The 26,993-nt window shown below is 62.9% G+C and carries 31 protein-coding genes and 1 pseudogene; 19 read left to right on the top strand and 13 right to left on the bottom strand.

Going from position 1 to position 26,993, the window contains the following annotated elements; all coding sequences use genetic code 11:
- Both RIT73_RS04600 and RIT73_RS04595 read left to right on the top strand, forming a co-directional pair.
- Window positions 1-1,641 carry an AbgT family transporter gene (locus RIT73_RS04600; RefSeq protein ID WP_309130876.1) on the top strand — a complete coding sequence of 547 codons (1,641 nt, stop codon included), beginning with the start codon at window positions 1-3 and terminating at the stop codon, window positions 1,639-1,641.
- A gap of 154 nt (window positions 1,642-1,795) precedes the next feature.
- A complete protein-coding gene (locus RIT73_RS04595; protein ID WP_309130875.1) occupies window positions 1,796-2,626 on the top strand; it encodes a GIY-YIG nuclease family protein in 831 nt (276 codons plus the stop codon).
- A gap of 44 nt (window positions 2,627-2,670) precedes the next feature.
- Here the strand turns inward: RIT73_RS04595 and RIT73_RS04590 are convergent, their stop codons facing one another.
- On the bottom strand, window positions 2,671-3,075 hold the full coding sequence (locus RIT73_RS04590; protein ID WP_309130874.1) for a DUF1844 domain-containing protein: 405 nt from the start codon (window positions 3,073-3,075) through the stop codon (window positions 2,671-2,673).
- Between the two features lie 88 nt (window positions 3,076-3,163).
- Between RIT73_RS04590 and RIT73_RS04585 the strand changes: the two genes are divergently transcribed.
- The 5 genes from RIT73_RS04585 (at window position 3,164) to RIT73_RS04565 (ending at window position 6,259) form a co-directional block, all read left to right on the top strand.
- The gene (locus RIT73_RS04585) at window positions 3,164-3,583 is read left to right on the top strand and encodes a hypothetical protein (protein ID WP_309130873.1); all 420 of its coding nucleotides are present in this window, start codon (window positions 3,164-3,166) and stop codon (window positions 3,581-3,583) included.
- Between the two features lie 264 nt (window positions 3,584-3,847).
- Complete coding sequence (gene infC, locus RIT73_RS04580; RefSeq protein WP_309131035.1) at window positions 3,848-4,477, top strand: translation initiation factor IF-3; 630 nt, start codon at window positions 3,848-3,850, stop codon at window positions 4,475-4,477.
- A gap of 28 nt (window positions 4,478-4,505) precedes the next feature.
- On the top strand, window positions 4,506-4,712 hold the full coding sequence (gene rpmI / locus RIT73_RS04575) for a 50S ribosomal protein L35 (protein ID WP_309130872.1): 207 nt from the start codon (window positions 4,506-4,508) through the stop codon (window positions 4,710-4,712).
- 106 nt (window positions 4,713-4,818) lie between these two features.
- Entirely contained in the window at window positions 4,819-5,208 is a 390-nt protein-coding gene (gene rplT / locus RIT73_RS04570; RefSeq protein WP_309130871.1) for a 50S ribosomal protein L20, read from the top strand.
- 175 nt (window positions 5,209-5,383) lie between these two features.
- Entirely contained in the window at window positions 5,384-6,259 is an 876-nt protein-coding gene (locus RIT73_RS04565; protein WP_309130870.1) for an RNA methyltransferase, read from the top strand.
- Between the two features lie 677 nt (window positions 6,260-6,936).
- Here RIT73_RS04565 and RIT73_RS04560 read toward each other — a convergent pair.
- From RIT73_RS04560 to RIT73_RS04535, 7 genes are all read right to left on the bottom strand, one after another.
- Complete coding sequence (locus RIT73_RS04560) at window positions 6,937-7,389, bottom strand: SRPBCC domain-containing protein (RefSeq protein WP_309130869.1); 453 nt, start codon at window positions 7,387-7,389, stop codon at window positions 6,937-6,939.
- Complete coding sequence (locus tag RIT73_RS04555) at window positions 7,389-7,769, bottom strand: nuclear transport factor 2 family protein (protein ID WP_309130868.1); 381 nt, start codon at window positions 7,767-7,769, stop codon at window positions 7,389-7,391. The genes RIT73_RS04560 and RIT73_RS04555 overlap by 1 nt, the downstream gene beginning before the upstream one ends.
- Before the next feature lie 36 nt (window positions 7,770-7,805).
- Complete coding sequence (locus RIT73_RS04550) at window positions 7,806-8,102, bottom strand: hypothetical protein (RefSeq protein ID WP_309130867.1); 297 nt, start codon at window positions 8,100-8,102, stop codon at window positions 7,806-7,808.
- Window positions 8,099-9,331 carry a sigma-70 family RNA polymerase sigma factor gene (locus RIT73_RS04545; RefSeq protein WP_309130866.1) on the bottom strand — a complete coding sequence of 411 codons (1,233 nt, stop codon included), beginning with the start codon at window positions 9,329-9,331 and terminating at the stop codon, window positions 8,099-8,101. Before RIT73_RS04545 ends, RIT73_RS04550 begins: the two co-directional genes overlap by 4 nt.
- Window positions 9,328-9,873 (bottom strand): YciI family protein, encoded by a 546-nt coding sequence (locus RIT73_RS04540; protein ID WP_309130865.1) that lies wholly within the window; start codon window positions 9,871-9,873, stop codon window positions 9,328-9,330. Before RIT73_RS04540 ends, RIT73_RS04545 begins: the two co-directional genes overlap by 4 nt.
- Window positions 9,874-10,354: 481 nt before the next feature.
- On the bottom strand, window positions 10,355-10,720 hold the full coding sequence (locus RIT73_RS17200; protein WP_375294973.1) for a hypothetical protein: 366 nt from the start codon (window positions 10,718-10,720) through the stop codon (window positions 10,355-10,357).
- On the bottom strand, window positions 10,717-11,271 hold the full coding sequence (locus RIT73_RS04535) for a hypothetical protein (RefSeq protein WP_309130864.1): 555 nt from the start codon (window positions 11,269-11,271) through the stop codon (window positions 10,717-10,719). Before RIT73_RS04535 ends, RIT73_RS17200 begins: the two co-directional genes overlap by 4 nt.
- A gap of 354 nt (window positions 11,272-11,625) precedes the next feature.
- Here RIT73_RS04535 and RIT73_RS04530 point away from each other — a divergent pair.
- Window positions 11,626-11,829 (top strand): annotated as a pseudogene (locus RIT73_RS04530) (sodium:solute symporter); the annotation flags it as partial.
- Between the two features lie 60 nt (window positions 11,830-11,889).
- Window positions 11,890-12,153 (top strand): hypothetical protein, encoded by a 264-nt coding sequence (locus RIT73_RS04525; protein WP_309130863.1) that lies wholly within the window; start codon window positions 11,890-11,892, stop codon window positions 12,151-12,153.
- An 88-nt stretch (window positions 12,154-12,241) separates the two neighbouring features.
- Here the strand turns inward: RIT73_RS04525 and RIT73_RS04520 are convergent, their stop codons facing one another.
- Entirely contained in the window at window positions 12,242-12,661 is a 420-nt protein-coding gene (locus RIT73_RS04520) for a VOC family protein (protein ID WP_309130862.1), read from the bottom strand.
- An 88-nt stretch (window positions 12,662-12,749) separates the two neighbouring features.
- Window positions 12,750-13,079 (bottom strand): type II CAAX prenyl endopeptidase Rce1 family protein, encoded by a 330-nt coding sequence (locus RIT73_RS04515; protein ID WP_309130861.1) that lies wholly within the window; start codon window positions 13,077-13,079, stop codon window positions 12,750-12,752.
- Window positions 13,080-13,572: 493 nt separating this feature from the next.
- Here RIT73_RS04515 and RIT73_RS04510 point away from each other — a divergent pair, with 493 nt between their 5' ends.
- Genes RIT73_RS04510 through RIT73_RS04490 form a run of 5 tightly spaced genes read left to right on the top strand, consistent with a single transcriptional unit; the run spans window position 13,573 to window position 15,746 of the window.
- Entirely contained in the window at window positions 13,573-14,238 is a 666-nt protein-coding gene (locus tag RIT73_RS04510; protein WP_309130860.1) for a hypothetical protein, read from the top strand.
- A 53-nt stretch (window positions 14,239-14,291) separates the two neighbouring features.
- Entirely contained in the window at window positions 14,292-14,648 is a 357-nt protein-coding gene (locus RIT73_RS04505) for a VOC family protein (RefSeq protein ID WP_309130859.1), read from the top strand.
- Window positions 14,645-14,974 (top strand): metalloregulator ArsR/SmtB family transcription factor, encoded by a 330-nt coding sequence (locus RIT73_RS04500; RefSeq protein ID WP_309131034.1) that lies wholly within the window; start codon window positions 14,645-14,647, stop codon window positions 14,972-14,974. The genes RIT73_RS04505 and RIT73_RS04500 overlap by 4 nt, the downstream gene beginning before the upstream one ends.
- Window positions 14,971-15,456 carry an SRPBCC domain-containing protein gene (locus RIT73_RS04495; RefSeq protein WP_309130858.1) on the top strand — a complete coding sequence of 162 codons (486 nt, stop codon included), beginning with the start codon at window positions 14,971-14,973 and terminating at the stop codon, window positions 15,454-15,456. Before RIT73_RS04500 ends, RIT73_RS04495 begins: the two co-directional genes overlap by 4 nt.
- Entirely contained in the window at window positions 15,453-15,746 is a 294-nt protein-coding gene (locus RIT73_RS04490; RefSeq protein ID WP_309130857.1) for a YciI family protein, read from the top strand. The genes RIT73_RS04495 and RIT73_RS04490 overlap by 4 nt, the downstream gene beginning before the upstream one ends.
- Window positions 15,747-15,798: 52 nt before the next feature.
- Here the strand turns inward: RIT73_RS04490 and RIT73_RS04485 are convergent, their stop codons facing one another.
- The 3 genes from RIT73_RS04485 to RIT73_RS04475 all read right to left on the bottom strand — a co-directional run bounded on the left by RIT73_RS04485 (window position 15,799) and on the right by RIT73_RS04475 (window position 19,051).
- Window positions 15,799-17,433: an acetolactate synthase large subunit gene (locus RIT73_RS04485; RefSeq protein WP_309130856.1), complete on the bottom strand. Its 1,635-nt coding sequence runs from the start codon at window positions 17,431-17,433 to the stop codon at window positions 15,799-15,801.
- 87 nt (window positions 17,434-17,520) lie between these two features.
- A complete protein-coding gene (locus RIT73_RS04480; RefSeq protein WP_309130855.1) occupies window positions 17,521-18,252 on the bottom strand; it encodes a hypothetical protein in 732 nt (243 codons plus the stop codon).
- A 235-nt stretch (window positions 18,253-18,487) separates the two neighbouring features.
- On the bottom strand, window positions 18,488-19,051 hold the full coding sequence (locus tag RIT73_RS04475) for a dihydrofolate reductase family protein (protein ID WP_309130854.1): 564 nt from the start codon (window positions 19,049-19,051) through the stop codon (window positions 18,488-18,490).
- 267 nt (window positions 19,052-19,318) lie between these two features.
- Between RIT73_RS04475 and pheS the strand changes: the two genes are divergently transcribed.
- From pheS to RIT73_RS04450, 5 genes are read left to right on the top strand one after another with little or no spacing between them, the layout of a single operon-like run.
- The gene (gene pheS / locus RIT73_RS04470; RefSeq protein ID WP_309130853.1) at window positions 19,319-20,362 is read left to right on the top strand and encodes a phenylalanine--tRNA ligase subunit alpha; all 1,044 of its coding nucleotides are present in this window, start codon (window positions 19,319-19,321) and stop codon (window positions 20,360-20,362) included.
- A gap of 1 nt (window position 20,363) precedes the next feature.
- Entirely contained in the window at window positions 20,364-22,937 is a 2,574-nt protein-coding gene (pheT, locus tag RIT73_RS04465; RefSeq protein ID WP_309130852.1) for a phenylalanine--tRNA ligase subunit beta, read from the top strand.
- A 30-nt stretch (window positions 22,938-22,967) separates the two neighbouring features.
- Window positions 22,968-23,795, top strand: coding sequence for an SDR family oxidoreductase (locus RIT73_RS04460; RefSeq protein WP_309130851.1), 828 nt, complete (start codon window positions 22,968-22,970; stop codon window positions 23,793-23,795).
- 29 nt (window positions 23,796-23,824) lie between these two features.
- Window positions 23,825-26,056, top strand: a complete 2,232-nt coding sequence (gene pabB, locus RIT73_RS04455) for an aminodeoxychorismate synthase component I (protein ID WP_309130850.1) — start codon at window positions 23,825-23,827, stop codon at window positions 26,054-26,056.
- Complete coding sequence (locus tag RIT73_RS04450; protein ID WP_309130849.1) at window positions 26,053-26,874, top strand: aminotransferase class IV; 822 nt, start codon at window positions 26,053-26,055, stop codon at window positions 26,872-26,874. Before pabB ends, RIT73_RS04450 begins: the two co-directional genes overlap by 4 nt.
- The last annotated feature ends 119 nt before the right edge of the window (window positions 26,875-26,993 follow it).

Genomic DNA, 26,993 nt, shown 5'->3' with positions numbered 1-26,993 from the left:
ATGTCAACGACGACGCAGGGACGGATCAGCCGGGGGCAGAGGATCCTCGACGCGATCGAACGGGTGGGGAACAAGCTTCCCGAACCGTTCACGCTCTTCCTCGGCCTGTTCATCATCACCGGTCTGATTTCGACCGCGATGGCCATGGCCGGCGTCTCCGTGAATATCCCCGGCGCCGACGAGTCGGTCACGATCAAAGGCCTCTTCACCGGTGAGGGACTGTCGTGGCTGACCACCACGATGGGTGAGAACTACATCGGCTTCCCGCCTCTGGCCACGGTGCTGCCGATCCTGCTCGCCGTCGGAGTGGCGGAGAAGTCGGGCATGCTGGCCGCCGCCGTCCGGGTCGCCTTCGGCTCGAGCCCGCGCTGGCTGCTGCCGTACGCAGTGGGATTCGTCGGGGTCGTCGGATCGATCATGGCCGACTCCGCGTTCATCATCATCCCGCCCCTGGCCGCCCTCGTGTTCAAGGCCGCCGGTCGTCACCCGATGGCCGGTCTCATCGGAGGTTTCGCCGCGACCGGCGCCGGCTATTCGACCTCAGTGGTGCCGACGAGCCTCGACGCGCTGTTCGCGGGCATCACGACCTCGGTGATGGGAACCTTGCCGGGAACCGACTATGCAGCGGTGAACCCGGTATCGAACTATTTCTTCAACATCGTCGCCTCGGTCGTTCTGGCGATCATCGCCGGGTTCATCATCGACAAGCTCATCGAGCCGAACATGGTGCGCAAAGGCATCTCGCGCGATCCCGTCGATGTGTCCGGCGGGGGACTGGCCCCGGAATACCGGGCAGCGGATGCGCCTCGTGAGCACAACGCCCCGGAGGGGACCGATGCCGGAAACGCCTCACCCGCCCCGATGAAGGCCGAGCTTGAGCCGGAGGAGAAGAAGGGGCTGATCTTAGCCCTGCTGTCGGCACTGGTGCTCACCGCGCTCCTCCTGTTCGCGGTGCTCATCCCGAATTCGCCCTGGCGCAACGAAGACGGGGGCTTCCTGCCGAAGTCGCCGCTGCTGTCCTCGATCGTCTTCATCGTGTTCGCCTACTTCATCACGATGGGCATTGTCTACGGCATCAAAGTGCGCTCGATCAAGTCGATGAACGACGTGGTGCGGATGATGGGGGATTCGATCGTCGACATGATGTCGTTCCTCATCCTCGCGTTCATCCTCGGCCAGTTCATCGCCCTGTTCAACTGGACGGGAATCGGCTCATGGATCGCCGTGACCGGAGCCACCGGTCTCGAGGCGATCAACCTCACCGGGTTCCCGGCGATCATCGGCTTCATGCTGTTGGCGAGCGTGCTCAACCTCTTCATCATCTCCGGTTCGTCGATGTGGACGCTCATGGGTGCCGTCTTCGTGCCGCTCTTCGCACTGCTCGGCTATGAGCCGGCCTTCACCCAAGCCGCCTTCCGTGTGGGCGACTCGGCCACGCAGGTCATCACGCCGCTCAACCCGTACATGATCGTGCTGCTCGGGCTGGTCCGCCGCTACGAGCCGGATGCGGGGCTGGGAACGGTGATCTCCCGTATGTTCCCGTTCGTCATCCCGTTCTGGCTGGCCTGGGCCGCTCTGCTCGGGGTCTGGTACCTGTTCGACCTGCCCCTCGGGCCGGGGAATGACATCTTCTTGGGGTGAGGTCGTCGTTGCTGACGGGGCGGTTCCGCGCAGGGAAATGACGGAGGATGATTTCGCGGGCTGTCTCGATCGCCAGCGTTGCTGTCCGCATTCGAAAGTCAGGGCGCGCACTGAGGACAGGGCAATACCCTCGACATGGATGACGTGCAAATAGATGCTGAAGAAAGGGACGAATGTGACGCTGACTCTCGAGCCAATATTGGGGAGCGCGGGTATCCGACCGGAAAACGCACTGGTGATCCGGCACGCTTTCGTCAAGGACGACGATAACGGGCTGCAAGGGATTCACGCCGACTCCACCGACGCAGAGATCATGAAATACACGCAACGGCAGTCCGCCCGACCGCGCACCTTCCCGATCGAACCTCCTCGCACATGGGTCGTATTCCTTCGTGAAGGAGGCGATCGGGCGCGGTTCTGGTCGGTCCTGGAGAACCGCGGCGAGATTGTGAACGACGGAGCGCTCCGAACATTCGACTTGGTCGTTTCCGAACTGATGGCGGATCTCAGAAACCGTCTTGTCATTGGCTGGAGGTCGCCGCGGACTTGGCGACTCAACGGAACGACTGCTGTCGGATACCCGGTGATGGAGATAGCCGACGCGCAGCCGGTGCCTTTCCCCGGATTCGATCGTCTGGTCCTAGAACACGTTGAACTACAGGCCGTAATGAGGGAGCACAGGTATGCCGCCTGGCGTACGGCACTGTCCTCGGTCCTAGGCGTCTACCTGATCACTGATATGCGTGACGGGCGTCAGTATGTCGGCAAGGCGGACGGTGAAGAGAGCATTCGGCAGCGCTGGAGCGCGTACGCCGTGAACGGCCATGGTGGAAACGTCGAACTGCGCAACCTGGACCCATCGACTTTTCGGTTCTCACTGCTGCGTGTCTTTGACCCGTCGACTCCGACAAGACTCATTGACGAGGCGGAAAGTCACTTCAAGAACGCCCTAGGTACGCGCACTCACGGCTTGAACCGAAACTGAGACGCAGTAGGTCCTGCGGCAAGGACTCTTCCGCTTCGCCCGAATCAGCGAACCGGACCCGTGAACTTCTCGCCCGGACCCTGACCCGGAGCATCCTGAATCGTCGAAGCTTCACGGAACGCCAGCTGCAGACTGCGCAGCCCGTCACGCAACGGGCGAGCGTGATGGTCGCCGATGACGGTAGCCGCTCCGGTGACCAGGCCGGCCAGCGCGGTGATGAGCTTGCGGGCCTCATCGAGGTCCAGGTAATCGGCGGCCGAGGCTTCGGGGGTGTCCTCGGCCAGGCCGCACTTGACGGCTGCGGCGGACATCAAGTGAACGGCAGTGGAGGTGATGACTTCGACGGCGGGAACCTCGGCGATGTCGCGGGTGACATCGGCGACAGCGGAGGGATCGGCTGCGCCGGAATCGGAAGATGCTCCGGCAGGTGCGGACTCATGTGAATTCATGCTCCAAGCTTGACATATCATCGAGGTCCGAAAGGCAGGTGCCCGCCGGGATATGCGTCACTTGAAGCGGTCGACGGAAGGGACCCGAATGCCGGAACGACAGGAACAGACGATCGAGGTGCTTCAGGCCGGAGTCGTGCACAAGGCCACCGTCTCCTGGTGGTACACCGACAGGAGATGGACAGTGCGTGTTGAGTCGACCGAGTTCGACGACATAGAGCAAGTAGCCGATGACGCCTTCGAAGCGCTGTGCCAGGTCCGTGAGCTGCTCGAACCGAAGGGGTGGCACCTCGGCGTGGCCGGGGGACAGGCCGAGGTCTGGCCCAGCGGGATGGCGCGCGATCAGGGCGGGGGCCTACGCGCTTACCGACTGACCGAGCAGGGCGTCGGTGGTCTCGTCGACACCTTCGCACCCGTCGACCCTGCGACGGTGACTACCGTCGCAGAGCAGAAGGCGGAGGCCGAACGTCTGTTCAGCGAAATGCGACACAGATCTCACCCGTCCTGACCTCGATGTGCGTGGGTCCGCGAACCGTAGTACACTGGATTGTGGTGCGAAGCGGAGTCTGTCTCCCACCTGGATCGTGAGAAGCGATCGGGTCCAATGATCTGCTGACTGGCAGCTCTGAGTGTGAACTCGAGAAGGAAGTCGCGGGTCGAGGTGTATTCACTTGAACCCTCAGTGGTTGTGTGTGCAGGCTCCCTTGGCATTCGTGTCAATGGGAGCCTTTTTCATTGTCGCGACACATTTGAGCGAAGAAGGAGTGAACACATCAGCGAGACGCGCATCAATGACCGGATTCGGGTTCCCGAGGTCCGGTTGGTCGGACCCAACGGTGAACAGGTCGGTATCGTTGCCATTCGCAAGGCACTCGATCTCGCCCGTGAAGCAGACCTTGACTTGGTTGAGGTCGCCCCGCAGGCAAAACCTCCCGTGGCCAAGCTCATGGACTACGGGAAATTCAAGTACGAATCCGCTCAGAAGGCTCGGGAAGCTCGGAAGAATCAGGCGAACACCGCACTGAAGGAGATCCGCTTCCGTCTCAAGATCGATGAGCACGACTACGAGACGAAGAAGGGTCACGTCACCCGCTTCCTGGCAGCCGGGGACAAGGTCAAAGTCATGATCATGTTCCGTGGCCGCGAGCAGTCTCGACCGGAGATGGGCATCAAGCTGTTGAACCGGTTGGCCGAAGATGTGTCCGATCTGGGCACCGTTGAGTCCTCACCCAGGGTCGATGGCCGCAACATGGTGATGGTCATCGCCCCCCATAAATCAAAATCTGACGCCAAGGCGGAGGCCCGCAGCAAGGCAGCGAATGAAGCCAAGGGCCGTACCACCGAAGTGAAGTCCCGACGCGATCGGCTTGCAGCGGAGAAGAACGCTCAAACCGACGCGTGACCAGCAAGTTATAAAGGAGAACGGCACGATGCCGAAGCAGAAGACGAACAGCAGCGCCAAGAAGCGCATGCGCGTGACTGGCAGTGGGAAAATCATGCGTGAAGGCGTGAATAACCAGCACAAGTTCGAGCACAAGACCTCGGCTCAGAAGCGCCGCGTCGGTGCGGATCAGGTCATCACCGGCGGAGACCGCAAGGTGGCCCGCAAGCTGCTGGGCAAGCTCAAGGGCAGGTGAGACCCTCTCGGGTCTCCATCCTGGAGCCAGTCATTGACGTGGCTCCCTCCCCAGCTTGATCCAGACACCGGCAGAGCCGGTGGAACTATTTTCGAAGGAGTAACACGTGGCACGTGTGAAAAGGGCGGTCAACGCTCACAAGAAGCGCCGGGTCATCCTTGACCGGGCAAGCGGCTACCGGGGACAGCGTTCGCGCCTGTACCGCAAGGCCAAAGAACAGGTCATCCACTCGCTCGTCTACAGCTACCGCGACCGTCGCGCCCGTAAGGGTGACTTCCGCCGCCTGTGGATCCAGCGCATCAACGCCGGAGCTCGCGCCAACGGCATGACGTACAACCGCTTCATCCAGGGCCTCAAGGTCGCTGGCATCGAGGTCGACCGTCGCATGCTCGCCGAGCTCGCAGTGAACGACGCTCCTACTTTCGCGCACCTCGTCAAGGTCGCCAAGGACGCTCTTCCTGCTGACGTGAACGCAGCCAAGACCGAAGCAGCCTGAAAGTCTTGAGCCCGCATCGGGCTCTGCGCCGCTGCACCGCTTAGCGAGTGCCGGCCACCACGAACGGTCCCGAGCCAGTTGAGGTTCGGGACCGTTCGCTGTGTCTGACGCCAGCCAGAGACAGTCGCCGAACTTTCGATTCCGAGCACGACACATCCTGAACAGAACGTGGGCCATGAAAACTCCAGACGTCATCACTTCGCCGCAGTCGAAGCGGATCAAAGCCGCAGTCAAACTGCTGCGCCGCAATCACCGCAAGCAGATGGGGCAGTTCCTCGTCGAAGGTCCGCAGGCGGTGCGTGAGGCCCTGGACCGGCAGGTCGAACTCGGCCTCGAATCTCGGACGGCCGTGCTCGACTGGGTTGGAGCGAACGGCGCCGTCGTCGAGCTCTTCATCACCGAGGAGGCCGCCGAGCGCCATTCCGAGTTCGTCGACACGGTCAAGGAGCTGCGGATCCGGTGGAACCTCGTCACCGAGGAGGTCCTGACCGAACTGTCGACGACAGTGAACTCCCAGGGCGTCGTCGCCGTCTGCGCCCAGCTCGACGTCGAGATCACCTCCGTGATCACCCCCGAGGCTCAACTGATCGTCGTCTTGTCCCAGGTCCGCGACCCGGGCAACGCCGGCACGATCATCCGCCTCGCCGACGCCGCCGGCGCCGACGCCGTGGTGCTCACCTCGTCGAGCGTCGACGTCTACAACGACAAGACCGTCCGCTCCACCGCCGGATCCCTGTTCCATATTCCCGTGGTCACCGGGGTCGGCCTCGCCGAGGTGACCGAACTCGCCCGTGCCCGCGGCCTTCAGGTCCTCGCCGCCGACGCGAACGACAATGCGCACGACCTCCACCACCCGTGGGACTCGGGCTTGGACCTCAGCGCCCGCACCGCCTGGGTGTTCGGCAACGAGGCGTGGGGGATGCGGAGCTCCGACCTCGAGCTGTGCGACGACTCGGCGGCAGTTCCCATCTACGGCAAGGCCGAGAGCCTCAACCTCGCGACCGCCGCCAGCGTCTGCATCTACGAGTCGGCCCGCAACCAGCGGATGTGAGCGAGCCAGGGACTGGAGCCGATCTCCTCACTGGATCCGAAAGCACAGGCGTCAGCCGATAGAAGGGGAGGAGACGCTCTGCACCCACACTCCCCGGTACATGACCCGACGGACTCTCCACTCTTCGTCAAGGACGACCTATCGCACTGATAGCGCGACGATGACATTAGGCGCATCCCTTCTGAGCCCGGGCGACGTCACCATCCCCGATCACCTGCAGTGAGTCCGGCTGTGACCGTCGTATTACCGAACTTGACGCCTCTGGTCGGGCTGCCGTAATACGTGACAGGACCGAACTCGGCGCCTACCAGCCTTTAGAGGTCAGGGCCTCCAGCGTTAGCATCCTTCATGAGACCAAGAATTGTGCTCGAAAAGGAAAGCCCGATCCGCCACTGCGAATCAACATATCCACAGTGATGTGTTTGCAGCTTTCTGTAATTGAAGCGAAGCCATTCACTTTGCCGATGCCAAATCCGATGGAACAGGCATTGACTTTGCCAGCTCCGGCAGCAGACCTACTCATCTTTGCGCCAACCCAGTGCGGTGTGTATGGGTCGGAGGTTCTGGTGTGGGTCGGTTTAAGTGTTGCGCTCGAACTAGTAGCGGAACCATTCGAGCTCGTGCGGTGGTTCAGGGTGGCCTTGGCTGGTGTCGGTCACTCCCGAGGTCACTGATACCTACCCATCGGCGACCCACGGCTGGCCCACGCCGATCTCCGCGAGCGGCTTGATACTGGTTGTCAGGAACTGCATCCACCCCAGGCTGCACATGTCGCCGCAATCGAGAGTGAGCAGCCCGACGTGACGCACGACGAGTTTGGTGCCTTTCAGCGATGGAGTGAGATCAAAGATCACCCTCGTGCCGACCCACTCGGCTGGGTCAGGAAGGTTAGTGTCGTGCTGCGCGACACAGGTCCATTCAACTCTGCTATCGGACTTGAGTACGTCGATCCGCATCGCCGTGTAGTCGCGCTCTGACCATCGGAAGGTGATCGTCTCGCCGACTCGCGTCCCGACCTCGGCGACGGTTGTCCACCAGCCGGTGAGGCCGGACTCGGTCGTGAGCGCAGCATAGACACGAGACGGAGAGGCCGAAATGTCGACGCTTCGAACCGCGTCTCCGGAGTCCATCACTTCTCACCTCCCAGCGGAAGGCCGAAGCCGGCGTGTCGGAGAACAGCGGTGTCATGGATCTGTCGTAGCGCACTGATTCTGCCGTTCTCGATCGTTAGGTGCTCGGCAACGCGTAGCGTTCCGAGGTCGTCAACATCCATGTCGTAGATCAAACAGGCATCGTGATCGACACCTTCGAGGGACGCGAGCAAACCGATACCGCGCGCTGCTCCGCCGAAGGATGTCAAAGCGGAGACGAAGTCCTCTTTCGTCTCGTACACGTTCAGCGGCACGTCCACCTCAAGGTCGTCGGAGAGGAGTTCGGCGGCCGTGGAGAAGTCCGCCGAGGTCCATGCGTTGTGGTATGCGAGAGCGGTGTCGAGTGGGGAGTCGTTCATGGTCTAGTCCTTTTGCGTTGCGGGCCGGAATTTGGGCTAGGGCTGGAGAGCTTCAGCGATCAGAGCACGGATCTGGTCCGGCTCGAGATCGGCGCGAAGTTCGAGCCAGGCGTTGCGTTGGTCTTTGTAGTGCTCGCCGACGGCGTCGATTACTAGGGCGGCAGTGCGCTCGGGATCGAGCTTCACAACGATTCGCCCGTGACTCGTCATCGCGCGAACGGCGCCTCGTACTCCGCCTGGGACGATTAGACTCCCTCGTCGGTTTTGCTCAATGCCGGGACGACCGCTGAGATCCCTGGCGATGCTGTCGAAGATTTCCTCCGCTTGGGTCATATCACGTCCCCTTTGTCGATGTGCGGGTTGTCCCCGCGGACGTCTGGTAACTGCTGTAGGCGCTTGGCTAGGAAGGTCCGGTCGAGTTCGGAATCGGCCAGTTCCCGGGCGAGATTGAACTCCGCTCTGGCCTCTGCGGTTCTGCCGAGGTGGTGGAGAAGCTCGCCACGGGTAGAGTGCAGGTAGTGGTAGTTCGGCAGGTTTAGATCTTCGATCATTTGCAGAGCGCTGTCGGGGGACTCGGTGTGTGCGACCGCTATCGCCTTGTTGAGCGTCACGATGTCTGAGTCCAGCAATTGTTGCAGGTCTGTGTAGAGCGCGACGATCCGGTGCCAATCGACTACTTCGCGACAGTGCTCGGCGGCAATCTGCGCCTGAATGGTATAAGTGGAGCTCTCTCGGCTGGAAAGTGCGCGCTCGAGCCGTTCCTTGGCCTCGTCGATCATTCGATAGTCCCAACGGGCACGATCCTGCTCGGGCAGAGGGACAAACGCTCCGTCGATGACTCGGGCGTCACGCCGGGACTCGTGGAACAGCATCAGTGCGAGGAGACCGTGAATCTTGGAAACGTGCGGGAGCAGGGCGGTCATCACTCGGGCGAACCAGATCGCCCGATCAGCCAGATCGCCCCTGCCGGCGTAGCCCGCGTTGAATAGCAGGTAGATGACGGAGAGCACCGCCTCCAGCCGGGTGTCGAGATCCTCCGAGCGGGGCTGCTCGAAAGGAATACCAGCAGTGCGCAACTTCGTCTTCGCCCGGGTAAGCCGACGCTTCATGGTCTCTTCGGAAACCAAGAACGCCCGCGCGATCTCGGCAGTACTCATGCCGACGAGAGACCTGAGCACCAGCGCAACCTGAGCCTCACGCGCCAGTGCTGGGTGGCAGCACGCGAAGATCAGCTCGAGGCGTCCGTCCGGCACAGTCGGCTGTTCCGAGTGGAGCGCAATCTGGACATCACCCTTGGTCAGCTCCGATTCGCTGTCCAAGCGGGCCTCGCTCACGCCGACCGTCAACCGCTTGACTCGTCGGAGCTCGTCAATGGCCTTTCGTCTAGCCGTCGTGAGGAGCCACGCCCTCGGGTTGTCGGGTACGCCGTCACGCGGCCAGTGCCTCGCGGCAGCTTCGAAGGCCCCCTGGGCCGCATCCTCGGCGAGGTCAAAATCGCCGAGGACGCGGCATAGGGACGCCACCAGGCGACCCCACTCTTCCCGGAAGATCGCCTCGATCACCTGACACGCTCCACCACGGGTCGAATCTCAATCGCACCCCCTTCTGCCGCAGCCGGGATGCGGCGAGCAACCGCCATCGCAGCATCGAGATCGGGGACGTCGATCAGGTAGAAGCCCCCGAGGTACTCCTTGGACTCAACGAACGGTCCGTCAGTTACGAGATCACGACCGTCAACGATCCGAAGCGTGGTCGCGCTCTGAGGTTGCTGAAGTTGCTCGCCACCAACGGTAGCCGAGTCAGCTCCCACTGCCGCATAGCGACTCATCACCTCCGCCACCTCGGCCTCGGTCCGGTCGCTCCACACCTCCTGGGTGTCGTAGATCAGCAATGCGTACTTCATGTTGCTCCCCTTCCTCTCAGTGATAGCTAACACTATTAAGACGGCGAGGACGTCCAAACCGGGACACAAGCTGGCTAAGCTCAACGCAACCACCGTCCTCCTGGCCGAGAAGTACGGCCACCAAGCTGTCGCCCATTGAATGCCGACGCTGGCAGCGAGGCAGCACAGGATTTCCCGCTCCCCGTTCGTGGTCACGCCCATGATGACCTAAAAACGGGCTGTTGCGTGCCGGACCGACACGGACCAAGGCGGGCAACCGCATCAACGATTATCACCGGGTAGATCGCATCCAGCGGGAGGGCGGATCACTGAGCCAGTTCCCCGGCGAACTTCTCCGTGATCCGCCTGATTGTGTCCTTGGAGGCCCTGGCTCCGTGAACCTCCTTGAAGTGGAACTGCGGATAAAGAGCAATTCCATGGGGCTCCGAATCCAGCGAGCATCTCTCGCATAACCGGTGCATCGCACGAAAATGTAACTGTTGGCCTGATAAGCGGACACTCTAAGGATCAGCGGGAGCGAGACTGGCCAAGACAGCCTCTGCGTGATACTCGTAAACGTTCCGCAGGGTCACTTCAGTGAGATCCATGATGCCTCCTGTGCGTAGAACGATCGACGAAGCCCGCATGCCGAGGAGTTCCTACCCGGGCGGGAAATAACGCGGGAGCGTTACCAGTCAATTCATTACTGTCGTGGCGTTTCGGTGCCGTTTCGGAAGTCATTGCCTGTGCATCTCAACGCGTCCAAGGCGGCGCGACCCGAATCGGTAAGTTCGAGGCATTGTGGTTGGCCGGCTCGCTTGATCAAGCCACGCGCTTCGAGGTCAAGCTTGACGGCCGTGGTGTACCATCCGAGCGAGTTCTTTGTCCAGAGTGTTATTGTCGTGCGCTGCTCAACCTGTTCGCGAAGCTCGGTAAAGAGTAAATTAGGATGGTCGCTGAGGGTTTGAAGGATGGCAGTTCGCGTCGGCTCATAGACTGAACGCTGAACGTTCGGCGCGTGTTTACCCGCAGGGTGGCGAAGCCGGACTGCGTCGTTTGGATCGGTCATTTTGGTTCTACCTTTTGGTGTCTGATGGCGCGTTGCCGGTGAAGTTGCCAGAGCGCCAAAGTGCCTCCAATGATGACGACGCCGCACATGATGCCAGCGGTCACCTGCTTTGCCGAAGTGACGATACTAATTGCGGATGAGCTCGAGGGCAGTGTGGGCCAGCTTGAAATCGCCGTCAGAAACCAGATGTTCTCCACGACCTCGAGGAGCCAGACGAGCGCGGGAGTGCCGACGCTCAGCATCCACGGCAGGCGAATATGCTGGCTTGCCCACAACAGCACGACTACCCCCCATCCGGCGAAAGCGGTCGCGAATGCAAAGTCACCCACTATGTAGCCCGAGTAGAGGGACAGCGAGTGATCATCGAGCGAGTTCAACTGGTCGGCCAGGTCGTCGGGTTTCCAAGCGAACGTCGAATCGACCGGACTGCCGCCGATCACAGCCCTGAGGTCCGCCGGCGGGCCCAACCGGAAGTAGGTAAAACTGCCTAACAAGAAGCAAATAGTGGCTGCCAGTGGCACTATACCGCGATAAGAATGAATATTAGTCATAGGCACATATAATGGAAGGTTGACCCGAGTGTCAAGTCAAATTCCGATTCGCCCCTACCGGAGACGGCCTACCTTGCCTTGGGCTTTTTGTCCTTCGGTCATGATCTGAGTGGGTACGACATCCGGAACTGGGCGGCGGTATCACGAGGTGATGTGCACCCGGTGTCGGATCAAAACCACATCTACAGTGAACTGCGACGCCTTTCTAAACTCGGTCACGTCATGGTCCAAACGGTTTCTCAGTCAACCCTTCTCAACAAGACGGTGTACTCACTCACCGCCGCCCGGCGAGAGGCGCTCTGTGCTTAGGCAAGTCCGGGATCGAGCGAAAGCTGCGGGCTCCCTGCGGGTCTCTCCAGACTTCTGTTGCTTGGCATCATCGCCGCTGTGATGTCGACCCTGTCCTCGTCTCTGTTCGCTCTGTCCTCCTCCACGGTCACCGATTTCTATGCCCGGATCAAGAAGACCCCGCTGACCGACCAGGAGGGCCTGCGGGCCGGTCGATGGGCGACGGTCGCCTTGGGATTGGCATTCATCTCCCCAGCCACGATATTCTAGTCAGATGAGGGCAATATAGGTATCCTTGCCCTGGGTGTCGCCGGCATCACCTTCGGCGGTTTGTTGGGCGTCTTCGTCTTCGGAAGCGTCCACAAGAATGCACGGGCACTGGACGCCTATGTCGGCTTCGGATTCGCCGTCGCCGTCAACGCGTTCTTCTTCGGGATGGAGAAGTACGTGACCGGAGAGGTGTGGGTTGCCTGGCGGTGGTACCCGCTGCTGGGCATCCTGGTGTCATTCGCGGTCGGCGGTCTGATGTCCGTCCGTCACTCTCAGCGTGCCGAAACGGTGGAAACACGAAGCGAGAGCGAAAGGACGCACTGACCGATGGACCCCCAGACGCGCGCGCCGCGCGCCACATGGTGGATGGTCCTGTACCGGCTCGTCGGTAGCCAGCAGATGTGATCTGACTTCAGACTTGAGCGGCTGCAGCCTGCGCCGTGGTGGCGTTCGCGACGAGTTCCCAGATGTGTCCGTCAGGGTCCGAGAAGTACCCCATGTACGAACCGTCTTCGTTCACCGGCGGATAGGCGCGTCCACCTGCGAACTCGGCTCGACGCAGAATGTCGTCGATCTCTTCCGGGCTGCCGAATGCGCACGAGATGATCGTCGCGCCGGGAGCTGGGATCGGGAGCTCTGCGTTGCCGGAGTACCCCAGATAGCTCAAGTACTCGTTCGTCTCGATGAAGAAGAGCGAGAGGTTGGGCAGCTCGAACGCGACGATTCCCTCATCGATGCCCTCCGTGTCCAAGCCCAAGCCGTCACGGTAGAAGGTCAGCGTCACTTCAGGGTTTGAGACCGGAAGCGACAACACAGTCGTCAGAGGTTTCATGGGGCCAGCTTAGGTCCTCCACGTCCACTCAGGATGTTCGCTGGTCTGACGACCGTCAAAGAGTTCGGTGGCATTGGTTCCGCTCCGGTCACCGCGTGGTCGAGTGAGTGAGGAAAGCGACGAGCATGCTGAGATTCACAAGGCAGTGCACGGTCGTGCAGAGAACCATACTGGCGCCTAAGCGTGCTCGCGCAAAGGCGATGGGCAGCGCGAAGAGGAAGACAGTCAGCGCCGCGTAAGGCTGCCATATGTGATATGCCGCGAACAAGCCGGCGTTGGCGGCTGCGGCCATCCACGGACCTGCGGGAATGCGCGGTAGAAGCTCTCCTCGGAAGTACAGCTCTTCGGCGATTGGACCGAGGAGAACTGGGCCGAGGAGCCAGAGCGCAAGCGTGATCGCCGACTCTGTGGCGTTCATGCCGACGAGTGAAGTCGAACCGGTTCTCCACCAATCCGGGAGCCAATCGAATAGGCAATGACGGATGATTGGTTCACTCCAGGACACGAACCCTGGCAGCAGGAAAGCGGCAACGAGCGTCGCAGCGAAAGTCGTGAACCGTCGGTCCCGCCGATTCAGCGGTGTGTTTCCCATTGACAGTCGACTTCGGGTGCGAAGGCGAGCCCAGAGTGCGAGGAGCAACGGAACCTGAACCACGATCACCCCACCGAGCAGGGCCCAGATTCTTGGCAGACCGAACGCATTGAGCACTTCGCCTCCTCCAACAGCGACACCGGCGAGGGTCAGGCTCGGAAGCAGGTGCCACGCGACGACACTGGGCCAGCTCATCCGATCTGTGGCTGGAGAAATGCGAGTGAGGACGCGGATAGAGGTGCTCATGGAGACTTCGTCCCCGGAGACCTACTTCATCCAACACCCTGATTGTGAAGTAGGTCTGCGCTGATAATGAAGCATGACAAACCCTGACTCCTCTCTTCATGGAGACGTCCAAGTCCTTGATGACGACTCTGCTGCTGGGTTACTCCTGAACCCGGAGTATCGTCGCCACCTCGTGCCCTTCCTCGGCCAGGAGCGAAGCATCGGCCAGACTGCGGCGCTGCTCGGCGAGCGCGTTGAACGCGTTGCCCACCGCGTGCACCGGCTCGTCGACTGTGGCGTACTGGCAGAGGTCCGGCAGGAGCGACGCAAAGGCCGTCCGGTGACGATCTACAGGGCAGCTGCCGAGATCCGCGCACCGCTGGCGTCCTTACCGTTGAGCGATATCACCCGGTTGTTCGATGCGCTCGACGCCAATGGCCGCGAGTCCTTCCTCAACGCACTGTCGCAGTTGGCAATTCGGTACGGGGTGCTCGACTGGGCGGTCAGACTGTACCGCGCCGAGGACGGCAGCCAGCGGTTCGATGTGACATCGTCCCTGACTGAAAGCCGAGATCTGCAGGACGACGGGGCGCCCGCGATCGTCTTCAACTGGATCCCGATTCGGCTCGACGGCGCAGCAGCCAAAAAACTGCAACGCGACATGTTGGCGCTCGTCGCTGAGCTCCCGATCTCGGAATCGGCATCCACGCATCTGGCCGGCTTCTTCCTCACGCCGCTCGCCCGAGAAACTCGGTCTTGACTCTGCGTTAGAGAGTGCTAACGTAAGTAGAAACTAACGAAAGGAAAGGTGCCATGGGACAGCCAGTCGCCATGTTCGAGATTGTCAGTGATGACCACGAGAGTCTCGGCAACTTCTACTCCGATCTCTTCGGATGGTCGGTCAACTCCGATCCCGCCTGGGGGCCGTACGCACTGATCGATACACAGTCGGGCGAGGGCGCCCTGGGCGGCGGCATCGGCCCCGCCGAGGGGGCGAGTGACAAGGGAGTGAAGATCTACGTCAAAGTGGATGACCTCGGCGCGGCGCTCGAGCGCGCCGAGAAGTTGGGCGGCACTCGGCTCGTGGAGCCGACGCCCTTGCCAGAAGGATTCGGATCGTTCGCAATGATGGCAGACCCCGACGGTAACCCAGTCGGACTGTGGGCATGAGCGCTGGTTCTGCCCTGTCCGAGCAGGACCTCGACCTTTGCTTCCACGCACTGTCTCAACCACGGCGTCGCGGCATTCTTCGCCTCGTCGGCGATCGGGAGGTAGCCGCCGGCGAGATCGCTGCAGAGTTCGACGTGACCCGAAGTGCGGTGAGCCAGCATCTGACCGTCCTGAAAGATGCTGGGTTGCTGGTCGAGCGGCGGGACGGCACTCGGCGCTTGTATCGGACGTGTCGCGAGACGCTCTCTCAGCTGCATGGAGCGCTGGATTCCGTGTGGGGCAGTGCCCTCGACCGAGGTCGACTTCTCGCTGAGGAGGGGCGATGAACGCGAAGGTTCTGGCATTCCAACGCCCTCCTATCCGGCAGACGACTACCGTCGCAGCCGATCAAATCCACACCTTCGAGACCTTCACCGGGCGCCTCGCGGAGTGGTGGCCGCTCGACCCCTTCTCCTTCGGAGGTTCCGCCCGGATCGCGAGCGTCAAATTGGAGCCTCGAGTCGGTGGGGAAGTCATCGAGCAGTGGCACGACGGGTCCACCCGGTCGTGGGGAACCTTATTGGTGTGGGATCCTCCTGCCGGCTTTTCGATGACATGGACCATCACCGGTACGCCGACAGAGGTCGAGATGCGGTTCCTGCCGCTCGAGGACCGGCTCACGCGCGTCGACCTTGAGCATCGGGGCTGGGAACGCCTAGAGACACAGGAGCTCGATGCCACATGCGCACTTCCGGGTGGTTACACCGGGGGCGCGTTCAATCGAGGCTGGTCTTCCATCCTCAATGCCTTTAAGGAGCACCTGAAATGACCTGGTATCTTTTCCGCCTGATTCCCAAGCGGACCGACTTCGCCTACACAATGACGGATGAAGAACAGGCAACGATGGAGCGCCACTTCGCCTACTGGGGTGAGCACCTCGAACAGGGGACGGCTCTGATCTTCAGTCCCGTCGCCGAACCGGCCGGCGTTTGGGGCCTTTGCATCGCGCAGGCCGAAGACCACGACGCGGCGCATGCCCTGACCGTGCCGGATCCTGCCGTGGTCGAGGGGGTCGGGCACTACGAGATTCTTGAACTGCTCTCCCCGGTGGTCCGCTGACGATCGCATCGCAGTCTCACTCGGGTTGAACTGAAGGGCAGTGCCCCTCTCATCACCGGTCCCCGAGTTCGTCGATGAGCACCCTGCGGTTCTCGGAGTAGTCGATTGGAACGACGATGAGGTGGACTCCACCCGCAGAGAACGCTTCCTCGAAGGCCCCGCGGAGTTCCGTGATGTCCTTGACCCGCCTGCCGGCGGCACCGTAGGCCTGTGCATAGGTGACGAAATCGGGGTTGCCATAGGTCAGCCCGTAGTCATCGAAGTTCTCCACGTCCTGCTTCCAGCGGATCATGCCATAGGCATAGTCCTCGACGATGACGACGACCAGATTGAGTCCGAGTCGCACGGCTGTCTCGAGTTCCTGGCTGTTCATGAGGAATCCGCCGTCACCGCAGACTGCCATCACCCGACGCTCCGGGTGCAGCAGAGCAGCGGCCATCGCCGAGGGCAGTCCTGCACCCATCGTGGCCAGGGCATTGTCGAGCAGCAGCGTGTTGGCTTTCGTCGTGCGGTAGTTGCGGGCGAACCAGATCTTGTACATTCCGTTGTCGAGAGCGACGATCCCGTCTTCGGGCATCACCGCCCGCACCTCGTGGACGATGCGCTGCGGAGTGAACCGATCCTCGGTGGCCCGGTCTCCCACCCTGGCCAGGATTTCCTCCCGGAGTGGAAGCAACACCTGAGCGTGCGGCACCTGTCCCTCTAGCCGGTCGGCCAAGAATGGGAGAGTCGGGCTGAGGTCACCGATCACTTCGTACTGTGGAAAGTAGACCTGCTCGACGACAGCAGCGCGATACCCGAGGTGCACGACAGTGGGCCCGTCCTCATCCATTGTGAACGGCGGCTTCTCCGTGGTGTCGTGGCCGATGGTGACGATGACATCGGCCTGGTCGATCGCGTCGTGGACATAGTCACCCTCGGACAGTGCGGCGGTCCCCATGTACAGCTCGGTCGATCCCGACACCGTGCCCTTGCCCATCTGAGTCGTGAAGTAGGGGATTCGCACGCGGGCCACGAAGTCTGCCAGTGAGCGGCTGGCGCCGACTCGGGAGGCGTCCGCGCCGAGCATGAGGAGGGGTCGTTCGGCACGGCGGATCACCTCGGCGGCGGTGTCCAAGGCATGCGCGCTTCCAACCGCACGGTCGGTGACGTGGGGCCGGACAAGCGTGATCTCCTCGACCAGGGTGGCGGCGATGTCCTCCGGGAACTCCAGGTGCACCGGTCCCGGGCGTTCCTCCAGGGCCACGCGGAAGGCATCACGGACCAAGGTGGGAATCATTGCCGCCGAGGCGATCTGCCGGGTCATCTTCGTCAGCGGGGTCATCGTGGCGACAGTGTCGACGATCTGGAAGCGGGCCTGCTCGGCGGAGAGGATGCCCTTCTGACCGGTGATCATCACCAGCGGCATGCCGCCGAGCTGAGCGTAGGCCGATCCAGTGGCCAGGTTGAGCGCACCGGGACCCAACGTTGTGAGCACGACACCGGGCTTGCCGGTCAAGCGTCCCTCGGTGGCGGCCATGAACGCTGCCGCCTGCTCGTGGCGGGTGAGGACGAGTTCGATGCTGGAGCGGCGGATGGAATCGAGGAAATGCAGGTTCTCCTCGCCGGGAAGGCCGAAGATGCGCTCGACGCCTTCATTGACCAGTGCCTGCACCATTGCGTCGGAAGCTGTCTGAATCGTCGTCATGCTTCGACACTAACGTGTTCGCGACTGGGTCGACACCCCTTCGCAGCGACGCGGGTTCGGCGACCGAGGTGGGGAAGGTCGCTTGCCTTAGAGCCGTTTCCTCCGGAGGCGTGCCGCAATCAGCAGACCAACCGCCACAGCGAAGAGCACCAGGCAGCCGAGGAACACATGGAACGGGAACCCGTACGCAGTCGCCGAGAACCTAGCGCCCGACGCCGTATCGCCGCTGCACGTGAGATAGGGCGGTAGGTAGCTGGCTTCGATCGAGTAACCGAGCACATCTGCGCTATGGAATGTGGAGGGACAGCCCACGGTGCCTCCGGAGTTCGACGCCGAATACCACAGGGCATGCTGGGCGACGATTGTCCACGGTAGGAGGAAGCACCCCACCATGAGGAGACTGATTCCCCAGGTGAACGTGCGGCTCTGGGCACAGCCGTCGGCTCGACTTTCGGTTCGCCCGACGAGCGCCGTCGCGGCCCACTTCGCGATTGCCGCTATTGCGACACCGAACAGGGTCAATAGGCTGAGGACGGCAAGACCCGCGGCGAGATAGAACAACGCCGAGGTGCCTGCGGAGTGTTCCTGCATGGCGATGGTTCCGTCGCTGAGTTGTGCTTCGCAATTGAAGCCCCATGGTGCTCGGCCGACGATCTTGATTTCATCAGTTTGGTGCTGCGAAACCAGATCGCTGCACACTTCGGCAGGCCCACGGTTCTTCGCATGGAGCGTGGCCAGAGAAGACCAAATCGACTGGGAGATGCCGACCAAGAACGCTGCCACCAGGCCGAGGGCGGGCAGCAGGAACGCAACCTGCATGAGGGTGAGCCGACGCAGGACGTGGAGGTGACGCCAGCCAGTAGACGACGGCGAGTCCGGTCGACGGTGCCGAACAGCTGGTCTTGCGGTGGTCCCGCGTTGTTTGCCCATGTCAGCAACCTTAGCCGGGGCTTCGAGTACGAAGCAGTGCGTGGGCGGGCCCAGAGTCATCCGCGCGGACACTTCACATGTGCAAACAGGTCACTGCCCCCGGAGACAGTTCACCTGCGAGCAGTCACCTTCCGCCAGGCCGGTACTTGAGGAGAACAACCCCGTTGGAGAACCTGTGCTCGTCAACAAGCGAGAACTCGAGGCGTGAATCGGTCGGCAGTGCCGGCTTGCCGCGTCCGAGGGAGACGGGCATGACGTACAGATGGCACTCGTCAACGAGACCCAACTTCAATGCTTGGGCGGCGAGGTTCGCACCCCCGATGGTCAGGTTCCCGCCGGCCGCGGCTTTCAGTTCACGTACTGCATCCGGGTCGAAGTCACTTTCGATCCGAGTATTAGCCGTCGCAGGCTCGGTCAGCGCCGTGGAGTACACGACCTTGTCCGCGTTCTGCCAGGCGTTCGCGAACTCGGCCAGTGAGTCGGACTGTGCCGCCAAAGACGGGTCGGTCTCCCAGACGGCCATCGCTTCGTAGAGCCCCCGCCCGTAGAGGAACGTGCCCGCCGAGCGCAGGAGGTCAGTGTGAGATCGGAACACCTCGGGATCCACGGGGAAGAAGTTGATGCCACCGTTCTCGTCCTCAATGAAGCCGTCGAGGCTCATGTTGTTCACGTAGATCAGTTTGGCCATGGCATGCCACCTCAGGAATGACCGACAAGACATCAGACACGACGACCGACAAGACGTCAGATAGGACAACCGACTAAACGTCGAACAAGACGTCAGACAACCAGTCCGACAAGACTCCAAACGTAATCCGATTCACACTGCACCGTCAATGTTTCGCCTCTCGACCTGGGCGGCACACACCAGTCGAGAAGCGATAGAATGCACGATTGGATACCCGACGACAGCGCCGGACACATGCGCCCCTCGACCCAAGCCGTAAGGACATTGATGACTGACCAACTCGACCCTCTGGACGAGTCTGCCGTGAACGCTGCCGTGGAAGCGGCGATCAAGGCGTTCGCGGACGCGAGTACCCTCGACGATCTCAAGCAGGCGAAGATCGAGCACACGGGGGACAAGTCGCCCTTGGCGCTCGCCAACCGTGCGATCGGCGGACTCGACAAGAGCGAGAAGGCCGCTGCCGGCAAGATCGTCGGCAAGTCCCGCGGTCAGGTCAAGAAAGCCCTCGACAAGAGGCAGGAAGAGCTCGAGGCCGAGCGCGACGCCGCCGTCCTCGTCGAGGAGTCCATCGACGTCACCCTTCCGAGCAACCGCCGGCAGCTCGGCGCTCGCCACCCCCTGTCTCTGATTCAAGAGCAGGCCGCGGACTACTTCGTCGGCCTCGGCTGGGAAGTGGCCGAAGGCCCCGAGATCGAATCCGAGTGGCTCAACTTCGATGCGCTCAACTTCGGACCCGACCACCCTGCCCGCCAGATGCAGGACACGTTCTTCGTCGACCCCGCCGAGGCGGGACTCGTACTGCGCACCCACACCTCCCCGGTCCAGTCACGCTCTCTCCTCGAACGCGGTGTCCCGCTCTATGTCGTGTGCCCTGGCAAGACGTTCCGCACCGACGAACTCGACGCCACCCACACCCCGGTGTTCCACCAGATCGAGGGCATCGCCATCGACAAGGGCCTGACCATGGCCCACCTGCAGGGCACCCTCGACGGCTTCGCCCGCGAGATGTTCGGCCCCGAGTCGAAGACCCGCCTGCGCCCCAGCTTCTTCCCCTTCACCGAACCCAGCGCCGAGATGGACTTCTGGTTCCCCAACAAGGTCGGCGGCGCTGGCTGGATCGAATGGGGCGGCTGCGGCATGGTCCACCCCAATGTGCTCAAGGCTGCCGGCATCGATCCCGACGTCTACCAGGGCTTCGCCTTCGGCATGGGCATCGAGCGCACCCTGATGCTGCGTGAAGGAATCAACGATATGCACGACATGGTCGAAGGCGATGTGCGCTTCTCGGCCCGTTTCGGAATGAAGGCTTGATATGCGCGTCCCACTGAACTGGCTGGCCGACTACGTCGACCTCCCCGCCGACACCGATCCCCACGCCCTGGCCGCGGAGTTCGCCGCCATCGGTCTCGAGGAAGAGGACTTCTACGGCCCCGAGGTGACCGGCCCCCTCGTCGTCGCCCGCGTGCTCGAGATCGAGAAGGAAGAGCACTCCAACGGCAAGACCATTAACTGGTGCCGCGTCGACGCCGGACCCGAGCACAACGAGGCCGCCGACAACCCGAAGGACCCGCAGCCCGGCGAGGAACGCCCGAGCCGCGGCATCATCTGTGGTGCCCACAACTTCGAAGTCGGCGACCTCGTCGTCGCGTGCCTGCCCGGTGCCGTGCTGCCCGGGAACTTCCAGATCGCCGCCCGCAAGACCTACGGCCACACCTCCGACGGCATGATCTGCTCGGCCCGTGAGCTCGGCCTCGGCGAGGATCACGACGGCATCATCGTGCTGAAGGACCTTGGCCTGACCGGTGAGCCCGGCGACGACGCGATCGCGCTGCTCGGCCTCGACCAGGTCACCCTCGACGTCAACGTCACCCCCGACCGCGGCTACCAGCTGTCGATGCGCGGCATCGCCCGCGAGTACGCGCAGATGAAGGGACAGAACTTCACCGACTTCGGAAGTGCTTCCGTCGCCGAGGTGAACGCCCCCACCTCTGACGGCTACCCTGTCGTGATCGAGGACTCCGGACCCATCGACGGCGTTCCCGGATGCAACCAGTTCACGACCCTGCAGGTCACCGGCCTCGACCCGAACGCCGCGACCCCGTTCTGGATGCAGCGCCGGCTGCAGCAGGCCGGCATGCGTCCGATCAGCCTCGTCGTCGACGTCACGAACTACGTCATGCTCGAACTCGGGCAGCCATTGCACGCCTACGACCGCGCGCTGCTCGCCGACGAGATCGTCGTCCGTCGAGCCGAAGCAGGGGAGAAGTTCACGACCCTCGACGACGTCGAGCGCAAGCTCAATCCCGAGGACCTCCTCATCACGGACCGAGGACCCACCGGGTCGAAGATCATCGGCCTAGCCGGAGTCATGGGTGGAGCCGCCGTCGAGGTCAACGGCCAGACCACCGAGGTGGTCATCGAGGCCGCGCACTTCGACCCGATCTCCATCGCCCGCACTTCACGTCGCCACAAGCTGTCCTCGGAGGCCTCCCGCCGGTTCGAGCGCGGAGTCGACCCGAAGCTCGGACCCGTGGCTGCCCGCCGCTGCGCCGACCTCCTTGTCGACCTCGGCGGCGGCACGCTCAGCCCCGCGACCACCCGGTACGGTCAGGACCCCGAGCCGACCGTCATCGACCTCGACGTCGCCCGCGTCGGATACGTCGTCGGCGTCGACTACTCGGCCGATGAGGTCACCTCGCTGCTGCGCGGGATCGGCGCCGAGGTCGAGTCGAAGAACGACGAGACCCTGACAGTCACCGTCCCGAGCTGGCGTTCGGACATCACCGCCGACATCGACCTCATCGAGGAAGTCGCCCGCACCGGCGGCTACGACCGCATCCCCTCGGTGCAGCCACCCGCCCGCGCCGGAAAGGGACTGACCGAGGCACAGCGGACGCGCCGGAGGATCTCCAACCTGCTTGCCTCTGATGGCTACACCGAGGTGCTCAGCTACCCATTCACCTCGGACAAGCGCGACGACCAGTTCCGTCTCGAGGCCGACGACGAGCGCCGGGCGCATGTGCGCCTGGCCAACCCGATGTCCGAAGACCTGCCGCTCATGCGCACCACCCTGCTCTCGACCCTGGTCGACACGGTGGTCCGCAACCTTGGGCGCGGGGCCAAGGACGTGGCGCTGTTCGAAGTGGGACTCGTGTCCACCTCGGCGGGGCTGCCCACCGGCCCGGGGCCGCGGCACCTGCCCGGCTACCACCCGACCGAAGCTGAACTCGCCGAGATCTACGCCTCCGTGCCGAGGCAACCACTCCACTACGCGGGCATCATCGCCGGCAACATCGAGGTGCCCGGAGTCTGGGGCAAGGGACGGCCCGCCGAGGCGACCGACGTCATCGACACGGTCCGCCGGATCGCCGCCGTCAACGGCGTCGAGGTCTCCGTGGAAGCCGACCAGATCGCGCCCTGGCACCCCGGTCGCCTGGCGAAGTTCGTCTTCGCCGACGGACAGGTCCTCGGTTACGCCGGTGAGCTCCACCCGAAGGTGTGCGAGAACCTCGGCCTGCCGGCACGGACCGTGGCCTTCGAGATCGACGGCGACGCGCTGCTCGCTCAGACCGACCAGCGCAGCTGGGCCGGCGCCCTGTCGACCTACCCGGTGTCCCGCCAGGACGTCGCGCTCATCGTCGACTCGGACCTGCCCGCCGCCACCCTGGCCGCGACCCTGGAAGAGGGCGCCGGGGAGGAGCTCGAACAGCTCGAGATCTTCGACCTCTACACCGGCGATCAGCTGCCGGAGGGGAAGAAGTCGCTGGCGTTCCGGATGACCTTCCGCGCCCCCGGCCGCACGCTCAAGGCCGACGAGGCCTCCGCGATGCGCCAAGCCGCGACCGCCCTGGCCACCGAACGGCACGGCGCTCAGGTCCGCAGCTGAGTGCCGTCAACTAACTGACGAGGAGTAACAGTGTCAGAGAATCAGCCGAATGAGACGATCGCCGTCATCACTGGAGGATCGCGGGGAATCGGCCGGTACCTCGCCGAGGGGTTCGCCACGGCCGGGTACCACGTGGCCTTGACCGCCACCTCGGCGGGATCCGCACGTGACTCAGCGGCGGAGATCGCCGCAGCGACCGGGGGAGCGGCATCGGGATTCGGCCTCGTCGTCGATGACGCCGGCTCCGTCCAGGCTTTCCGCGACGATGTGCGAGCCCTCGAGAAGGAGACCGGGCGCCGGCTTCACGTGCTGGTCAACAACGCCGGCCGCATCGAATCGACCGAGGGTCCGCTGTGGGAGGCCGAGCCGGAGAGCCTGGCCGGAGTCGTGGGCGCGAATGTGCTCGGGGTGGCGCTGATGATCAACGCCTTCGCCCCCGTGCTCATCGACAACGCGCAGGCGACGGGTCGCCTCGGGCGCATCGTCGACCTCAACTCCGGTTCCGGAGCGCAGGGCACGCCGGCCTACGCGGTGTACTCGGCGTCGAAGGCGGCACTGTTCCGCATCGCCGACTCCGTCGTGAAGTACGGTCAGGACAAGGGCCTGCGGATCTTCGAGATGGCGCCCGGCGTCGTCCAGACCGAGATGACGAAGTCGATGCCCGTTCACGATTCCCGCACTGAGGCCGACTGGACGAGCCCGGAGCAGGTCACCGACCTGGCGTTGGCGCTGGCCTCGGGGGAGTTGGACGAGTTCACCGGCCGCTTCGTGCGCGCCGGCGCCGACACCCGCGAATCGCTGCTCGTCGAGGCCGCCGCCGGACTCACCGACACCTCCCGCCGGCTCGTCCTCGGCTGATGGTCTGACTGGAACGGTGCCGACAGACCATGACGGGTGACTCGCCGCTGCGCACGCTGCTGGTCGACAACTACGATTCCTTCACGTTCAACCTCTTCCACTACCTCGCCGAGGTGAACGGCTGCGAACCCGTCGTCGTGTCCAACGACTGGGACCAGTGGGATGTGTCCGTGCTCGAGTCGTTCGACAATGTGGTGATCTCCCCGGGTCCCGGTGCTCCCGAGAAGAGTGAGGATTTCGGGATCTGCGCCGAGGTGCTCGCCCTGGCTCAGATCCCCGTCCTCGGGATCTGCCTCGGCCACCAGGGCATGGCCGCAGGCGGTGGAGGAACCGTCGACCATGCGCCCACGCCCATGCACGGGCGGGTCTCGGCGATCGAACACACCGGACAGGACCTCTTCGCCGGCCTGACGTCACCGCTGAACGTCGTCCGCTACCACTCGCTCACCGTCACCGAGGTGCCCGCCCAGCTCGAGGTCACTGCGGAGACTCGTGACGGCATCGTCATGGGACTGCGTCACCGGACCCGTCCCCAGTGGGGTGTGCAGTTCCACCCCGAATCGATCTCCACCGAACACGGGATGGACCTTGTCCGGAACTTCGCCGACCTGACCAGGAAGTGGCAGGCGGAGCATGGAGTTGTGCCGAGTGTCAGTTGTGCTGGAGTATCGGTTCCTGCCGAGACGACTGACGAGCGCCGTTCGACCCACGTTCGTCGGCTGGTCCTCCATGCGCGTCGGCTGCCTCTCACGACAACGAGCGAGACTCTGTTCGGTGCTCTCTTTGCCGGTGAGGAGACAGCGGTCTGGCTCGACGGCAACCTGCCCGGTCACGCTTCGTCCCGCTTCTCGATCATGGGAGCCCCAACCGGCCCGCTGAGCCGTGTCGCTCGCGCAGACGTCGCTGCCGGTACCGTCGCGATCACGACTGCAACTGGCACCGAAACCATTGATTCCGGCTTCTTCGACTGGCTCAATGTAGACATGGCCTCGACCCACCTCACCCTCGCCGAGGCGACGCCTGAGCTGCCTTTCGAGTTCCGCCTCGGATGGGTCGGGTATCTCGGATACGAGCTCAAAGCCGAGGTCGGTTCGCCGCTCAAACACGTGTCGGATCGGCCAGATGCGCTGATGATGTTCCTCGATCGTGCGCTCGTCGTGGACCACGAGACGGATACTGTTTACCTCCTGGCGCTCAGTGGAGATGGAGTGGGAGAGGACGACTGCCAGGCTTGGTTCGACTCGGTGGCCGGCGCAATCGATAAGTCGGGGAACGAACACACGCCCTCACCGAGCTACGACTCGGCACGAGCGCCTTTGCCGAGCCAGGACTCAGAGGGCGCCGAGCTGAAGCCGGACATCTCTACGCTCGACGTCCTGGAGGACGAGCCTTCCTCTCAACTTTTGACAGTGCGACACCCACGAGCCGAGTACCTGGACCGCATCGATCAGGCCCAGCAGCTCATCACCGATGGCGAGACGTACGAAGTCTGTCTGACGACCATGCTGGAGACGCCCTGGACGAAGGGCCCCCTCGCCACATACCGGCAATTGCGAACTGACAATCCGACCCCGTTCGGTGCATTCCTCACCAGCCCTGAGGTCAGCGTGCTCAGCACCTCGCCGGAGAGGTTCGTCCGAATCTCAGCTGAAGGTCGGGTCGAATCGAAGCCGATCAAGGGAACGCGTCCGCGCGGAGCCACGCCGGCCGAGGACGAAGCCCTCATCAGTGACATGGTTTCGTCCGAGAAGGACCGGTCGGAGAACCTGATGATCGTCGACCTTGTCCGGCACGACCTGGGCCGGACCGCGCGACTCGGTTCAGTGAAGGTGGACACTCTCTTCGGCATTGAAACGTACGCGACCGTGCATCAATTGGTCTCGACCGTGAGTTCGCAACTCGATGACAAGTCGAGCCCAGTCGACTGCATCAGAGCAGCCTTTCCACCGGGATCGATGACCGGTGCGCCGAAACTGAGGACGATGTCGATCATCGACGAGCTCGAGGACGGGCCCCGCGGTGTCTACAGCGGTGTCATTGGGTACTTCTCGCTGAACGGAGCCGTTGATCTCAGTGTGCTCATCCGCACGGCAACTATCGGAGACGGCAAGCTTCGCTATGGCGTTGGCGGAGCTATCGTCGCACTCTCCGATCCGGTCGCGGAATACGAGGAGACCATCGTCAAGGCCCGCCCCCTCCTCCGATTGCTGGGCGAGGCTGAGTTCCCAGGGCGATCAGCCGAACCAGTGACGCCATCATGACCGCTTGGATCTGGAACGCTCGCGAATCATGCTTCGAGCCAACTGAGATCGACGGTCCGCTGCTGGTGGCGGACTCCTGGCTCGTCGACAACGGCAAATCGCTGAGCCTCGACCCGCACCGGGATCGCTTCACCCGCAGCGCCCGTGAACTCGGTTTGCCAGTGCCGGAAACGGACGACTTCTGGCACCAGTTGGTCGCGCTCGTCCCAGAGGAGGGGGAGTGGTTCCCGAGAGTGGAGTTCGTGGCACCTGGCGCCTCTGGTGTAACTCCGGCTCTCGTTTTCCGTCTTCGCCCAGCACCCCTACGCACTCGCGAGATGAAACTCTGGATCCCACCGTTCCCTGATCCACGGAAGAACCCGCGAATCAAAGGCCCCGATATCCCGCTGCTCAACGAACTGCGACAAGAAGCCAAGGACAAGCACGACTGCGACGACGTCCTGCTCTACGACGCCGAAGGCCACGTCCTCGAGACCGGGACATCGAGTCTCCTGTGGTGGGAAGGTGACACCCTCTGCTTCCCCGACCCGACTTTGCCGATCCTCCCCGGGACGACAGCGCATCATATGCTCACCGCGGCAAGATCTCAGGGATTGCCGACGGCCCAGAAGCTCATCCGAGTCCCCGAACTATGTAGGGCCGAAATATGGACATCGAATGCACTTCACGGCCTCCGTGCGGTTGCGCAACTTAGCGGCGACAACTCTACGGCCACCGCAATCGCTCAGCGGTCGAGGATCCGCACCTGGCAACGTCGGCTGGAGACGGAAGCCATTCGCTCCAGGTTCTACCCCCTCAACAGTAGAGGGCCTTCATAGAGCCTGTTCCGCTTTGATTTCCTATGTGGGCTACACCCCCGACGACAGCGCGGCCGGGCATTCGGTCTCGACCTCTAACAGGATGGGGCCTTTGGTTCTCGAATACAACCATTCCTGAT

This window comes from Brevibacterium sp., from assembly GCF_031179145.1.
Taxonomy (GTDB): domain Bacteria; phylum Actinomycetota; class Actinomycetes; order Actinomycetales; family Brevibacteriaceae; genus Brevibacterium.
Note: the sequence above shows the minus strand (reverse complement) of the source record. Positions and strands in the feature narration are given on the sequence as shown.